The sequence below is a fragment of the Paracoccus bogoriensis genome (assembly GCF_019431455.1).
GTDB lineage: Bacteria > Pseudomonadota > Alphaproteobacteria > Rhodobacterales > Rhodobacteraceae > Paracoccus > Paracoccus bogoriensis.
The window spans coordinates 202,248-216,933 of the sequence record NZ_JAHYSR010000001.1 but is presented as its reverse complement, the minus strand read 5'-3'; the positions used below and the strand labels follow the sequence as shown (position 1 = coordinate 216,933).

Annotated in this window: 10 protein-coding genes; 7 read left to right on the top strand and 3 right to left on the bottom strand. The window is 69.1% G+C overall.

Annotation, left to right across the window (positions count from 1 at the left end):
* Positions 1–465: hypothetical protein (locus KY389_RS01065; RefSeq protein WP_219828851.1), on the top strand; the 465-nt coding region annotated here is incomplete at its 5' end.
* A gap of 293 nt (positions 466–758) precedes the next feature.
* Here the strand turns inward: KY389_RS01065 and hrpB are convergent.
* The gene (hrpB, locus tag KY389_RS01060) at positions 759–3,245 is read right to left on the bottom strand and encodes an ATP-dependent helicase HrpB (protein ID WP_219828850.1); all 2,487 of its coding nucleotides are present in this window, start codon (positions 3,243–3,245) and stop codon (positions 759–761) included.
* A gap of 159 nt (positions 3,246–3,404) precedes the next feature.
* Between hrpB and KY389_RS01055 the strand changes: the two genes are divergently transcribed.
* Entirely contained in the window at positions 3,405–4,772 is a 1,368-nt protein-coding gene (locus tag KY389_RS01055; protein WP_219828849.1) for a YcjX family GTP-binding protein, read from the top strand.
* Positions 4,769–5,800: a YcjF family protein gene (locus KY389_RS01050; protein WP_219828848.1), complete on the top strand. Its 1,032-nt coding sequence runs from the start codon at positions 4,769–4,771 to the stop codon at positions 5,798–5,800. Before KY389_RS01055 ends, KY389_RS01050 begins: the two co-directional genes overlap by 4 nt.
* A gap of 124 nt (positions 5,801–5,924) precedes the next feature.
* Here KY389_RS01050 and KY389_RS01045 read toward each other — a convergent pair whose 3' ends face one another.
* Positions 5,925–7,397, bottom strand: a complete 1,473-nt coding sequence (locus KY389_RS01045; protein WP_219828847.1) for an MORN repeat-containing protein — start codon at positions 7,395–7,397, stop codon at positions 5,925–5,927.
* 135 nt (positions 7,398–7,532) lie between these two features.
* On the opposite strand from KY389_RS01045, the gene KY389_RS01040 reads away from it, so the two are divergent.
* The 4 genes from KY389_RS01040 to KY389_RS01025 all read left to right on the top strand — a co-directional run bounded on the left by KY389_RS01040 (position 7,533) and on the right by KY389_RS01025 (position 12,428).
* A complete protein-coding gene (locus tag KY389_RS01040; protein ID WP_219828846.1) occupies positions 7,533–9,191 on the top strand; it encodes an NAD+ synthase in 1,659 nt (552 codons plus the stop codon).
* A 310-nt stretch (positions 9,192–9,501) separates the two neighbouring features.
* Positions 9,502–10,446 carry a L,D-transpeptidase family protein gene (locus KY389_RS01035; protein ID WP_219828845.1) on the top strand — a complete coding sequence of 315 codons (945 nt, stop codon included), beginning with the start codon at positions 9,502–9,504 and terminating at the stop codon, positions 10,444–10,446.
* A gap of 151 nt (positions 10,447–10,597) precedes the next feature.
* Entirely contained in the window at positions 10,598–11,464 is an 867-nt protein-coding gene (locus tag KY389_RS01030; protein WP_219828844.1) for a hypothetical protein, read from the top strand.
* A 19-nt stretch (positions 11,465–11,483) separates the two neighbouring features.
* Positions 11,484–12,428, top strand: coding sequence for a lytic transglycosylase domain-containing protein (locus KY389_RS01025; protein ID WP_343222869.1), 945 nt, complete (start codon positions 11,484–11,486; stop codon positions 12,426–12,428).
* Positions 12,429–12,434: 6 nt separating this feature from the next.
* Here the strand turns inward: KY389_RS01025 and KY389_RS01020 are convergent, their stop codons facing one another.
* Entirely contained in the window at positions 12,435–14,636 is a 2,202-nt protein-coding gene (locus KY389_RS01020) for a primosomal protein N' (RefSeq protein ID WP_219828872.1), read from the bottom strand.
* Positions 14,637–14,686: the final 50 nt, after the last annotated feature.

Below are 14,686 nucleotides of genomic sequence, written 5' to 3'. Positions count from 1 at the left end.
CTGAAGTATCAGACCCCGGAGGAATTCGCAGCAGCGAGGCCCTTCGATAAAACGCAATGGGCGCAGCCGCTTGAGCTGATTGATGGCCCGCGCCTGCGCCCATTGCTCACGCCGCCGAATAATGGCACACAAAAAGAGAACAAACTCGACTTACGGGTGGCCCTAAAACAGGGGCAGGTCACAGCCAGCCGCACCTTCGCCGTCGATGGCACCGTTCTGCGTACCACCGGCAACCAATCGGCCGGGGGTCTCAAGACCTTCTCGAACGGGGTCAATACCGCTGTCCGCGTCGATGCCTCCCCCATTGGCTCCGCGAACAACAACAGTGGTCTCGAAGTCATCTACGGCCCCGAGGTCACGGGTCATCCGTACTTGTCGATCAGCCGTTGGGCGATCTGCTGGCGGGACCCAGGGTTGAAAATCTCCACGCCGTCCTTGAGACGCTTCCCCGTCTTTTCGGAGTAACGCTCGAAGGTGATGGGCGGGAAGTCCTTGTCCCCGACCGCAAGGTAGAGCGGTCAGACCGGACGGTTACGTATATCTGATTGCCACACGAGGCGGGCGCGGACACATCCCACGCAGCGCGACAGAAAGGTGCAGCGCCCGGTCGATCCCGACCTCCCCCGCAAGCGCAACCGGATCGAGCCCTTCCTCAACAAGCTCAGGCACTTCCGAAAGATCGCCACACGCTGCGAGACATCCACCCGCAACGACCTGGCCGCCGTCCTCATCGCCTGCGTCCGGCTATGGGCCAGGTATCATGAGACCGCGTCCTGGGGTCCGCGCGGCTTGGCCCGCAAGGTCGGGTCCGCCACTGACGGATCTTCGGGCCAGGGATGGCGCGGATAGCGCCCGCGCATGTCCTTCCTGACATCGGCATAGGAACTGGCCCAGAAACCGGGCAGATCCATCGTGACCTGAACAGGCTTGCCGCCGGGCGACAGCAGCGTGATCCGCAAGGGTCGCCCGCCCACGACCGGATGCCGCGTCACGCCGAACAGCTCCTGCAGGCGCAGCGCGATGCCCGGCTCGTCGCCATCGTAATCTATGGGCACCCGCCGCCCCAGAGGGGTGACGAAATGCGCCGGCACCTCGCGGTCCAGCCGCGCCTGCCCGTCCCAGCCCAGCCGCGCCTTCAGCGGCTCGACCAGATCAAGCCCCCGCAGATCGGCCAGGGTCCGGACGCGTCCCAGCCAAGGCAGCAACCAGGCGCCATCCTTCAGCAGCGTGCTATCGTCCACCGGCCCAAGATCCGGCAACAGCGCCATCCGCGCCCGCAGTTGCGCGGCAGCCGGCGACCAGCGCAGTCCGTCCAGCCGCAGCCCCTCCAGCGCAGCCTCGGCGATGGCAGCCTCGCCGGCCTCGGGCCAGGGCCTGTCCGACAGGACAAGCGCGCCGATCCGCTCCTGCCGCCTGGCCTCCACCCGCCCCTCTCGGCGCGACCAGCGGCAGAACTCGACCACCGCGATCCGCTTTCCATGCAGACGCCGCAGCGCTTCCTCATCAAGCCGCGCGGCCAGTCGGACCCGCGCCTCGCGCTGATCCCCGTCCAGGTCCAGCGCAACGATGAACCGCGCCAGGCCCATCTGGTCGCCCGGGGGCAAGACCGCCCCCTTGCCTCCGGACAGCACGTAACGCGGCTCTTCGCCCGAGCGCCTCTGGCCGATCCGGTCGGGATAGGCCAGGGATACCATCTCGCCCGCCCCCAGCCTGCCTTTGCCTTGACCGGAATATCCCGGGGGGGCCGGGGGGCTGGCCCCCCGGCCGTCGCGGGACGCAAGCATCCGCCGCAGCCGCGTGGCCTCCTGCCGCAGCCGGGCGATGGCGCTGCGATCGACTTCATGGGGATGGCGCGCGGCAAAGCGGTCGGGATCGCGCATCGCCTCCAGCCGCAACGCCAGATCCGCCGGGGCGCCGCGCAGCGGGTCGCGATCGGACAGGAGCGCCGCGATGGGCGCGGCCTGCTCGCCCGCGACGACCAACATATGCGCCAGCCGCGGATGCAGCGGCAGCCGCAGCAGGGCCTGCCCATGCGCTGTGATCCGCCCGGCCCCGTCCAGCGCACCCAGGCTTGACAGCAGCGCGCGCGCCTCGGCCAGCGCGCCTTCGGGCGGCTTCGTCAGAAAGGCCAGATCCGCCGGCTCGGCGCCCCAGGCAGCCAGTTCCAACGCCAGTGAGGCCAGATCGGCCACCTGGATCTCGGGCGGAGCAAAGGCGGGAAAGCCCCCCTCCTCGGCCCGCGCCCAAAGCCTGTAGCAGATCCCCGGTGCGATCCGGCCTGCCCGTCCCCGGCGCTGTTCGGCCTCGGCGCGGCTGACGCGCTCGGTCACCAGCCGCGACATGCCGCTGGCCGGATCGAACCGGGCCCTGCGGGCGCGACCGGCATCGACTACGACCCGCACCTGCGGGATTGTCAGCGAAGTCTCGGCAATCGACGTGGCCAGCACGATCCGCCGCGCCGCACCCGGAGGCGCCAACGCCGCCCGCTGCGCCTTGGCCTCCATCGCGCCGAACAGCGCCAGCACCTCGCAGCCCGAGGCGCCCAGCATCCCCTGAACCCGGCGGATCTCGCCCGCGCCGGGCAGGAAAGCCAGGATCGTGCCGCCGGTTGCGCGCGTCTCGGCCTCGGCGCGCAGGATCAGGCGCGCGGCCTCGTCCACCAGCCGCGCCCCTGCGGGCAGGGGGCGGTCAAGCCAGCGCGTCTCGACCGGAAAGGCGCGGCCCTCCGAGATCACGACCGGCGCATCGTCCAGCAGCGCGGCGACCGGCCCGGCATCCAGCGTGGCCGACATGACCAGCACGGCAAGATCGTCGCGCAAGGCTGCTCGTGCCTCCCAGACCAGCGCAAGGCCCAGATCGGCGTGCAGGCTGCGTTCGTGGAATTCGTCGAAGATGACGCAGCCGATCCCCTCCAGCGAGGGGTCGGACTGGATCATTCGCGTCAGGATGCCTTCGGTCACGACCTCGATGCGGCTGCCGGGCACGGCCTCGCCCCGGATGCGATAGCCAATCTGTCGGCCCAGAGCCTCGCCCAGGGTCTGGGCCATCCGTTCGGCGGCGGCGCGGGCGGCCAAGCGGCGCGGCTCAAGCATCAGGATACGGCCCTGAACCTGCCCCATCAGCGCCAGAGGCACCCGCGTCGTCTTGCCCGCGCCCGGCGGGGCGACCAGCACGGCGCGGCGTTGGCGGGCCAGCGCATCCAGCAGCGCGGGAAGGGCGTCGTCGATGGGCAGGGCGTCGTTCATGCCTGCGTGATAGCCGCAACGGCGCCCGAGACACAATCGCGGCGCGACTGGTCAAGGCACGCCGGACCGGCGCATCCGCGCTACACAATCGCGATCCCAGAACCTATCTTCTCCCTCGCGCGTTCAGCGGGATCAAGAACCGAACCAAAAAGGGCAGGCATGGGCATCGGCAGCGACGTGATCGAGGGGCTGGGTCTGTCCGATCCGGTTCTGCGCCTCGGTGTTACCGGCCTGTCGCGGGCGGGCAAGACGGTCTTTATCACCTCGCTGGTGGCGAACCTTCTGGAACGGGGGCGGATGCACGGACTGCGCGCCGCGGCAGATGGACGCCTGCGCGCGGTCTGGCTGCAACCCCAGCCCGATGATACGATCCCGCGCTTCGATTACGAACGCCATCTGGCGGCGCTGACCGGTCCTCGGCCGCACTGGCCCGACGGGACGCGCCATGTCAGCCAGTTGCGCCTGTCCATGCGGCTTGAACGGGGCGGCCTTTTCAGCCTGCGCGGGGCGCGCAACCTGCATCTGGACATCGTGGATTACCCCGGCGAGTGGCTCCTGGACCTGCGCCTGATGGAGAGCGACTTCGCACAATGGTCCGACGAGGTTCTCGAGCGGATGTCGGGGCGTCCCGGCGCCGACGACTTTGCCGCCGCGCTGGCCGCGCTGGACCCCGCCGCCAGGATGACCGAACCGGTCGCCCTGTCCTTGGCCGAGACCTATTCCGATCATCTCGCCCGTGCGCGGGCGGCGGGCTGGACCGATTGCACGCCCGGCCGCTTCCTGATCCCGGGCGAACTGGCCGGATCGCCCGCCCTGACCTTTGCGCCACTGCCCGCGCCGATGCGCGAGGGCCCCCTGGGGCGCGAGTTCCGCCGCCGCTTCGACGCCTACAAGTCTCGCGTCGTCAGGCCTTTCTTCCGCGAGCATTTCGCCCGGATCGACCGGCAGATCGTCCTGGTCGATGTGCTGGGCGCGATCCATCGCGGCCCGGCGGCGGTCGAGGACATGCGCCGCGCCATGGCCGATGTGCTGACCGCCTTCCGGCCGGGGCGGGCGGGCTGGCTGGCGCAGCTTCTGGGCACGCGGCGGGTCGAGCGGATCCTTTTTGCCGCGACCAAGGCCGACCACCTGCACCACATGCAACACCCCGCGCTGACGGCGATCCTGACGGCCATGCTGCGCGAGGCGCGTGACCGCGCCGATTTTCAGGGTGCCCGGACCGAGGCCATGTCTCTTGCCGCCCTGCGCGCCACGACAGAAGACGTGATCCACCAGAATGGCGAAGATTTGCCCGCCGTGCGCGGTTGGCTGCCCGATGGGCGGCAGGCAGCACTTTATCCGGGTGAATTGCCCACGGATCCCGGCCAGTTGCTGCATCCCGCGCGGCAAGGCGCGGATGCCTGGCTTGATGGCGATTATGCCATCATGGATTTCGCCCCCGCGCCTCTGACGCTGCGCCCCGGAGACGGGCCGCCCCATATCCGTCTGGACCGCGCTGCCGAATTCCTGATCGGAGACCGCCTGTGACCAAGGACAATCCCCGCCGCCGCGCTCCGGTCACCATCACCCTGAGGGACGAGACCCCCCGCCCCGGCCCGGCCGAGGCACCGCCCGTTGATCAGCCCGACGCCCTGCCTAACCCGCGCGCCATGCAGATGGCGGTGCGGATCACGGCCGCGCGGCCTTCGCGACTGACGCGGATCTTTCTGGGACTGGGCCTGTCCCTGCTGGTGTTCCTGTTATCGGTTGCGGCGCTGGATTTCATCACCCGGATGCTCGGTGTCTATCCCCTGCTGGGCTGGGTCGCGGCTGCGCTTTTCGCGGGATTCACGCTGGCAGCGATCGGCATGGCGCTGCGCGAATGGTGGGGCTGGCGCCGGTTCCGCAGGATCGACACCATCCAGCGTCAGGCCGCCGCTGCCCTGTCCGAGGCCGACCTTGCCGCCGCCCGCCGCACGACCGACGCCCTGGTCGCGCTTTACACATCGCGCCCCGAGATGGAATGGCATCGCCAGCGTCTGGCCGAGCGGCGCGGCGACACGTTCGACGCCTCGGCCCTGCTGGGTCTGGCCGAGGCCGAACTGCTGGCCCCCCTTGACCAGCAGGCCCGGCGCGAGATCGAGGCCGCCGCCCGCACCGTCGCGGCCACGACCGCGTTGGTTCCGCTGGCCCTGGCCGATGTCGCGGCGGCCTTGGCCGCGAACATGCGGATGATCCGGCGCATGGCGCAGATCTATGGCGGGCGCGCGGGGACGGTGGGCGGCTGGCGGCTGGCACGCACCGTGGTCACGCATCTGATCGCCACCGGTGCGGTGGCCGCAGGCGACGACCTGATCCAGACTGTCGCGGGGGGCGGCGTGCTGGCCAAAATGTCGCGCCGCTTTGGCGAAGGGCTGGTGAACGGCGCCCTGACCGCCCGCGTGGGCATAGCGGCAATGGAGGTCTGCCGCCCCTTGCCCTTCCTGACACAGCCGCGCCCCAAGGTTGGCAACCTGCTCAGCCGGGGCCTGCGCGGTCTGTTCGGCAACGACGAGAATAACGCGCGCGGGGCTTGACCCGGCCCGGGCGACGCCGCCTTTCCGGAAGGTTGCGCGATCACCGCGGCGCGACCCGCGCGCCACGGAATCACCGCTATTCAGATCACCAAGCCGTTATTCCCCGGCTCCGAAAAGACCGCGATCAGGGCCGCGCGCCGCCCTCGGCGGGCATGTCGGGCGCCTCGGAGCCGGGTTCCGCGCCATCCTCGGCCGCAGCAGCTTCGGTCTCGGCCTCGATCAGACGGTTGTCTTGCCAACGGCCCGAGGCGACCTGCCCTGTCGCATAGCGCATCACACCCTGACCCTGGCGCTTGCCGGATTCGAAATTGCCCTCGTAGCGGTCGCCATTGGGATAGGTCGCGACGCCCTCGCCGTGAATCTCGCCAGCGCGCCAGCCGCCTTCGTAGGTGAAGCCGTCGGGCGTGGTCAGCCGGCCATGCCCTTCGCGCAGGCCGTTGATGAAGCCGCCGGTATAGACGGTGCCGTCGGGATAGGTGGCCTGCCCCTCGCCATGACGCTGACCATCGACCCAGGCACCGGAATAGACATATCCGTCAGGATAGGACATCCGCCCCTGCCCATGATTGCGCGCATTGCGGAAGCTGCCCTCATAGACCATCCCATCGGCATAGACGGCGCGGCCCTCGCCCTGGATCACGCCCTCGGACCAGCCGCCTTCGTAGGTCGAGCCATCGGGATAGGTGATCTTGCCCGTGCCATGGGGGCGGTCGGCGCGCATCTGGCCGACATAGACCGAGCCGTCGGGATAGGTGATCTGGCCGCGCCCTTCCATCCGGCCCTCGGACCAGCTGCCCACATAGACGAAGCCGTCCGCGCCGGTGAACGTGCCATGCCCGTGGCGGCGGTCGTTCACGAATTCGCCGTCATAGACATCGCCATTGGCATAGGTGGCCACACCCGGCCCGTGACGACGCCCGGCCTGAAGCTGCCCTTCGTAGCGGTCGCCATTGGCCTGGACCAGAACGCCGCTGCCCGACATCTGCCCCGCCGACCAGATCCCCTCATAGGTCAGCCCGTCGGCCATGACCAGGGTGCCGCGCCCCGCACGCTGCCCGGCCAGCATCCCGCCCTCGTAGGTGGCGCCGTCGGGATAGGTGATACGGCCCTGACCCTCCTTGACCCCGGCCTTCCAGTCGCCCTCGTAGCGATAGCCGTTCGGCTGGGTCAGCACGCCGCGCCCCTCGTGCAGGCCGCCGACAAAGGCGCCCTCATAGACCGAGCCATTGGCATAGCGGGCGATGCCCTGGCCCGTCATCTCGCCGGCCTTCCAGTCGCCCTCGTAGGTGCTGCCATCCGCATAGGTGATGATACCGCGCCCCTCGGGCTTGCCGCGCACGAACTGGCCTTCATAGACCGAGCCGTTGGGAAACTCGGCCCGGCCCTGCCCCATGATCTGGCCCTCTACCCAGTCGCCCTCGTAGCGGTAGCCGTTCGGCAGGGTATAGACGCCGTGCCCATGCTGCAGCCCGTTGCGAAAGGTGCCCTCATACACGCCGCCATCGTCGTATTGTCGCGTGATGACCTGCGCCGAGGCGCCCGCGCCCATCGCCGTCAGAGCCAGCGCCGCCATCATCGCCCGAACTGCCGCCTTCATGCCCTTGCCCCCGGCTTTTCGCCCCTGTCGCCTTTTGCCACAGCTTTACCGCAGCGGGCAGGCAGAGGCAAAGGCCGTCTTTTCCTTGCCCCCCCGATCCTCTATCCCAAGGACGACGCGACAGGGGACCACAGCATGAGCGACCGCTTCCGCCTGACCATCGGCCAGTTGAACCCGACCGTGGGCGATCTGCCCGGCAATGCCGCCCGCGCCCGCGAGGCCTGGGAACAGGCGCGGCAGGCGGGGTCCGACATGCTGGCCCTGCCCGAAATGTTCATCACCGGCTACCAGACGCAGGATCTGGTGCTGAAGCCCGCCTTCACCGCGCAGGCCATCCGCGCGATCACCGAACTGGGCCAGTCCCTGAGCGACGGCCCGGCTATCGGAATCGGCGGGCCCTGGGCGGAAAAGGGACGGCTCTACAACGCATGGTGGGTGTTCAGGGGCGGCGCGCTGGTGGCGCGCGTGCTCAAGCACCACCTGCCCTACAAGCAGCTCTTCGACGAATTGCGGCTGTTCGACAGCGGCCCGATCAGCGGCCCCTATGCGGTCGGCGCGGCCCGCATCGGCAGCCCCATCTGCGAGGATAGCTGGTATCCCGACGTGGCCGAGACCCTGGCCGAGACCGGGGCCGAGATCCTGGTCGTGCCGAACGGCAGCCCCTATCACCGCGACAAGCTGGACCTGCGCATGGGCCACATGGTCGGCCGCGTGGTCGAGACGGGCCTGCCCCTGGTCTATGTGAACATGGTCGGCGGCCAGGACGACCAGATCTATGACGGCGCGAGCTTCGTGCTGAACCCCGGCGGTCACAAGGTCGTGCAGCTTCCCGCCTTCGAGGAGGCCGTGGTGCATGTGGACTTTACCCGGCAGGCCGAGGGCTGGCGGGCCGGACCAGGCCCGATGGCGCCCCAGCCCGATGCCTGGGAACAGGATTACCACGCGATGATGCTGGGCCTGCGGGATTACCTTCGCAAGTCGGGCTTTCGCCGCGTGCTTCTGGGCATGTCGGGGGGCATCGACAGCGCCTTGGTCGCCACGATCGCCTGCGACGCGATCGGGCCCGAGAATGTGCGCTGCGTGATGCTGCCCTCGGAATACACTTCGCAGACCAGCCTCGAGGACGCGGCCGATTGCGCGAAGCGGCTTGGCGCGCGGCTGGACACGGTCCGCATCGACGGGGCACGCGACGCGGTGGGCGGCGCGCTGGCGCATCTGATGGAGGGGACCAGCCCCGACATCACCGAGGAAAACATCCAGTCCCGCCTGCGTGGCGTGATGCTGATGGCGCTGTCCAACAAGTTCAACGAAATGCTCTTGACCACCGGCAACAAGTCCGAGATCGCGGTGGGTTATGCCACGATCTATGGCGACATGGCGGGCGGCTACAACCCGATCAAGGATCTCTACAAGACGCGGGTGTTTCAGACCTGCCGCTGGCGTAATACGAACCACCGCCCCTGGATGCTGGGCCCGAAGGGAGAGGTGATCCCGCCCCGCATCATCTCGAAACCGCCCTCGGCCGAGCTGCGCCCCGACCAGAGGGACGAGGATTCGCTGCCCCCCTACGAGGTGCTTGACGCGATCCTTGACGGGCTGGTCGAAGGCGACCTGTCCCTGGCCGAGCTGATCGCGCAAGGCTTCGACCCCGACACCGTCCGCAAGGTCGAGGCGCTGCTCTATCACAGCGAATGGAAACGCTATCAGGCCGCGCCGGGGCCGCGCATCTCGACCCGCGCCTTCTGGCTGGACCGCCGCTACCCGCTGGTGAACCGCTGGCGCGACCGTCCCTGAGGCGCGACCGGACGGAACAGAGGCGGCCCGGACCGCGTTGCATTCCGCGGCACCCGATGGTGCGCGCACACGTCAAGTTGTTCCACAAGGTCGAAATTTGATTTGCTGACGCGCCACGGCAACATGCATCTGAACTTACTGCGCCGCTACGGTGGCCAAAAGCCGCTCATGTCTTGACCCGGCAAGGCGAACAGGCACAAGCAACATGAATCGAATCGCGTCCCTTCGTGGCGCGATCCGTCACAAGACACTGCCCCAGGCCGCGCGCCCCTGCCGCGACAGCGCCTGCGAAGGACAAGGATACGCGACGATGCGCCTCGCTTCTCTTTTCACCGCCCTCGCCTTCGGGCTGGCCGCCTGTGCCACGCAACCCCAAACCCCTGCCCCCGCACCGACCCGCTCGGCCGAGGTGCCTGCCATCTATCAGGCGCGTCAGGATCGGGGCCCCAATGGCGAGATCATCGAAATCCCCGCCGTGCGCGCCGCCTATCTGACGGATCGCAACCGCCGCCAGCTGGTGCCCTATAACGGCCCCGAGGCGCCGGGCACCATCGTCGTGGATCCCTATGCCAGGGTTCTCTACCACGTTCAGCCGGGCGGTCAGGCGATGCGCTACGGCGTGGCCGTGGGCCGCGCGGGCAAGGGCTTCGAAGGCAGCGCGACCATCGCGCGCAAGGCGGCCTGGCCCGCATGGCGTCCGACAGACAACATGATTCGCACCGAACCCGAACTCTACAGCCAGTTCGCGGGCGGTCTGAGCGGCGGGATGCACAACCCGCTGGGGTCGCGGGCGCTGTATCTCTATCAGGGCAGCCGTGATACCTATTACCGCATCCACGGCACGATGGACCCGTCATCCATCGGCAAGGCCACCTCGGCCGGCTGCATCCGCCTGTTCAACCAGGACATCATCGACCTGTTCGAGCAGGTTCCGAACGGCACCCGCGTCATCGTCCGGTCGCAGGCCGACAGTCTGCGCTACGAGGGTCCGATGGTCGAGACCCCCGAAGGCTATGTCGTCCCCGCAAACGAACTTCAGACCGCGCTTGCCACCCCGATGGGTGCCACGGCTCCGGCCATCCCGGCGGTGCCTGCCGCGCCGCTGGCCGCAGCTCCGCAGAGCGTCCCGCAGATGGACCCCTATGGCCAGATGCTGTCCGACCCCTACGCACAGCCCTCGCCGCTGCTGGTCTCTGATCCCTTCGCGACCGCTGACGCAAGCTTCGTGTCGCCGGTGGAAAGCGCCGTCCCGTAAGGCATCTGCCGCGTGCGGGGGCGCAACATTCACCGACCCCGCCTTCGGGCGGGGCCTTTCCATTTGCAAATCCCGAATTCTCTGCGCAATCTCGGCACTGCGGCATCGGGCTTGACCCGCCGCAGGAATCGTTGCCCTGAACGAGTGCGCCATGCCTAACCACAGCCGCCTTGAAGAGGAAACGCTTGCCCCCGAGCATCTGGCCCTGGCGCGGCAAAGCCGCGCGCCCGCGATCCAGGCGCTGCCAGATGACGGGATTCACGACCTGCTGGACGCGCTGCGCGAGGCGGTGAAGTCCTTTGGCAAGCCCGATGACGGGTTGCAGAGCGCCTCGGTCACGCTGCTGCGCGCCGCGATCCGCCGGACCGAGGCCGAACGGCGCAAGCGCGGCCTCCGGGCTCGACCTGCCGCGCCGGGCTCGACGGCTGTCGCGCCCCCTGATGCGGTCAAACCGCGCAAGCCCGCCACGCCTCCGCGAAAGCCTGCCGGCCGCAAATCGGCCGAGACGCGCAAGGCCGACCTGCGGACCGAACCCCACCCTCTGCCGCGCGGCAAGACGCCTGCGCCGCGGGCCTTGCTGCCTTTGAACACCGATAAAGATGATCTGCATGTAACGAGGGACAGGACGATGCCCACCAAGGACAGCGAAAAGGCCGCGAAACAGGCTGAACGCAAGGCTGAAAAGCTGGCGGCCAAACAGGCCGAGAAAGAGGCCGCCAAGGCGGAACGCAAGGCCGCCAGAGAGGCCGAGAAAGAGGCCCGCCGCGCGGCGCGCAAGGCCGAGAAAGCAGCCCGGAAAGAAGCCGAGAAAGAGGCCCGCAAGGCCGAACGCAAGGCCGAACGCAAGGCCAAAGGCGCGGACAAGACAAGTCCTTCTGCGAAAAAGGCAAAATCGGCCGCCAGGTCCGAAGGCAAAGCCGCCGCGAAAGCTGCTGGCAAGGCTGGTGCCGGATCAGCCGACAAGCCCGCCGCCAAATCGGGTGCAAAATCGGCCAAAGGCAAGAAGGCCAAGGCCTAGCAAGGCACGGGCGCCGGTCGTGATCCGCGTCCTGAGGCTCTTGTTGCCGGTCCTCGCGGCCTTGCTGCTGGGTCCGATCCTCGCGGCGCCGCTGGCTGCGGCTCCGGCGGTGGACGCGCGCCTAGGACTTGGCCCCGTGCGGCCCTCTGGCGACCGGCGCTGCACCGATGACGGGCGCGACTGCATCCGCATCACGCATTACGCCGCCGATGTCTGCACCCTGATCGAGCGCAACGCCGCGGAACAGGGGCTGGACCCGAACTATCTTGCGCGGCTTCTGTGGAAGGAAAGCCGCTTTGATCCCGGGGCGATCAGCCCGGCGGGCGCGCTGGGCATTGCGCAATTCATGCCCGAGACTGCGCGTCTTTACCGGCTGGACGATCCGTTCAATCCTGCCGAATCCATCCGCAAATCGGCCTGGTATCTGGCGCGCCTGATCGAGCAATTCGGCAACAAGGGACTTGCCGCGGTCGCCTATAACGGCGGCGAGGCGCGGGCGGCGCGCTTTGTCGCGCGCCAGTCCGGCCTGCCCTTCGAGACGCTGGACTACGTCGAAGCGATCACCGGTCATTCCGCCCATCGCTGGCGCGACAACGCTCCTGCGGCCTCGGAATTGCGGCTGGCGCTGGATGATCGCCTGCCCTTTCACGCCGCCTGCCAGCGCATGGCCGAGACGCGCAAGCTGCGCGAATTCGACACCCAGCCGCGCACCCATCCCTGGGGTGTGATCCTGGCCAGCCACCCGCATCGGTCGGGCGCCGCCCAGCAGGTCGCGCGGCTGAACCGGACGCTTGGGCCGATCCTCGATGGCGGCAAGCGCGTAGGCTATGTCAGGAAGCGTATGCCGGGGATGCCGCAGCCGGTCTATACCGCCCAGGTCGGCTTCGAGGACCGGGCCGAGGCTGTCCGCTTCTGCACCCGCCTCCAGCGGCTTGGCGGACGCTGCATCGTGCTTCGGAACTGAGAGCGGCTAGAGAAAGCTCTGCGGGTCGATATCGACCGACAGTCGCAGGTTCGGCGGCAGTTTCACGCCCTCAAGCCAATCCGCAATGGCGGCCTGCAAGGGCGCCTGGCGCGGCGCGCGGATCAGCATCCGAACCCGGTGACGGCCTCTGACCCGCGCAATCGGCGCAGGGGCCGGCCCCCAGAGATCCGCCCCGATCCCGGCCAGCGGCGCGGCCCGCCCCGCCAGCGCGCGCGCGAAATTGGCGACGATGGCCGGGTCGGGATGGGACAGGATCACCCCGGCCAGCCGACCGAAAGGCGGCATGGCTGCGGCCTGACGCGCCTCGGCCTCGGCGTTCCAGAAGCGCTCGTCCTCGCCCGACAGGATCGCGCGGATCACCGGGTGGTCGGGCTGATGGGTTTGCAGCAGCGCCAGCCCCGGCGCTGCACCTGCCTGCCTGCCTGCCCGGCCCGCGACCTGCCGCATCAGTTGAAAGCTGCGTTCCGCCGCGCGCAGGTCCGCGCCCTGAAGGCCCAGATCCGCGTCGATCACCCCCACCAGCGTCAGGCGCGGAAAGTTGTGCCCCTTGGCGACGATCTGCGTGCCGATGATGATATCCGCCTCGCCTGCCGCGATCCGGGCGATGGTTTCCTTCAGCGCGCGGGCCGAATGGAACAGGTCCGAGGACAGGATCTGGGCGCGGGCATCCGGGAAACGGGCGGCGACTTCTTCGGCAATGCGCTCGACGCCGGGTCCGATGGGGGCCAGCTTGCCCTCGACGCCGCATGAGGGGCAGGCGGTCGGGATGGGCCGCGTCTCGCCGCATTGATGGCAGACCATGCGGTTCTGGAAGCGATGTTCGACCATGCGCGCGTCGCATTGGTGGCAGCCGATCTGCTCGCCGCAAGCGCGGCAGACGGTGACGGGCGCAAAGCCCCGCCGGTTCAGGAACAACAGCGATTGTTCGCCACATGCCAGCCGCGCCTCGACCGCGCGGACCAGCGTGGGCGAGATCCAGCGTCCGGTCTCCATCGCCTCGGCGCGCAGGTCGATGGCGCGCATCTCGGGCAACTCGGCCGTGCCATGGCGCGAGCGCAGATCCAGCCTGCGATATTTGCCCGAGGCCGCGTTGACCCAGCTTTCCAGCGAGGGCGTGGCCGAGGCCAGGACCACCTGCGCGCCGGTGATCGAGGCGCGCAGCACCGCCATGTCGCGGGCGCTGTAAAAGACGATATCTTCCTGTTTGTAGCTGCTGTCATGTTCCTCATCGACGACAATCAGCCCCAGATCGGCAAAGGGCAGGAACAGCGCCGAACGCGCGCCGACGACAAGCTGCACCTCGCCGCGCCCGGCCATGTGCCACAGCCGTCGCCGCTCGGTCCGGGTGATGCCGCTGTGCCATTCGCCGGGACGCGCGCCGAACCGCGCCTCGACCCGGTCGAGGAACTCGGCCGACAGCGCGATCTCGGGCAGCAGGACCAGCGCCTGCCGGCCCGCGCGCAGGGTTTCGGCGACGGCTTCTAGATAGACCTCGGTCTTGCCCGATCCGGTGACGCCGCGCAGAAGCGTCGTGCCGTAGCCCCCTGCGCGGATCGCGGCGCGCAAGGCATTGGCGGCGGCCTGCTGGTCGGCGTCCAGGGGTTTGCCGGGCAGCGTGGGGTCAAGGCGGGGATAGGGCGCGTCGCGCGGGGCCTCGATCTCGGCCAGCGCGCCTTGGGCGACCAGCCCCTTGACGACCGAGACGCCCACCCCCGCCAGGCCCGCCAGTTCGGATGCCGCGAAGCTGGCGCCGCCGTGATCGGCCATGACCTGCATCACGCGCGCCCGCGCCGGGGTCTGGCGGGCGACCGGCCGACCGCCCGGAACGATCACGCGCCGCGCGGCGGGCGGCTGGTCCAGATCGGGCGCGCGGGTCGCCATGCGCAGCATCAGCGGCGGCGGGGTCAGCGTGTAATCCGCCGCCCGTGTCAGGAATTCGCGGAACCGCGCGTCGAAGGGCGCCGCATCCAACACCCGCGCCACCGGGCGCAGCTTGGCCAGGTCGAAATCGCCCATGCCCTCGCCCCAGACCAGACCCAGCACGCGGCGCGGCCCCAGAGGCACCAGCACAAGCTGACCCAGCCGCACGCCGCCCTCGGGGGCAAGGTAGTCCAGCACGCCCACCGGCTCGACCGTGAGGACGGCGATGCGGGCGCGGGGCGGAAAGAACGGGAACACCTGATCCATCGCCGCGATAAAGACGACGCATCGCACGGCTTGCAAGGGGGCGCCCCTTC

Coding starts and splice junctions, on each gene's coding strand:
- KY389_RS01045 (WP_219828847.1), bottom strand. CDS start 7,397: ATGAAGGCGGCAGTTCGGGCGATGATGGCGGCGCTGGCTCTGACGGCG.
- KY389_RS01020 (WP_219828872.1), bottom strand. CDS start 14,636: ATGGATCAGGTGTTCCCGTTCTTTCCGCCCCGCGCCCGCATCGCCGTC.
- hrpB (WP_219828850.1), bottom strand. CDS start 3,245: ATGAACGACGCCCTGCCCATCGACGACGCCCTTCCCGCGCTGCTGGAT.
- KY389_RS01035 (WP_219828845.1), top strand. CDS start 9,502: ATGCGCCTCGCTTCTCTTTTCACCGCCCTCGCCTTCGGGCTGGCCGCC.
- KY389_RS01040 (WP_219828846.1), top strand. CDS start 7,533: ATGAGCGACCGCTTCCGCCTGACCATCGGCCAGTTGAACCCGACCGTG.
- KY389_RS01055 (WP_219828849.1), top strand. CDS start 3,405: ATGGGCATCGGCAGCGACGTGATCGAGGGGCTGGGTCTGTCCGATCCG.
- KY389_RS01030 (WP_219828844.1), top strand. CDS start 10,598: ATGCCTAACCACAGCCGCCTTGAAGAGGAAACGCTTGCCCCCGAGCAT.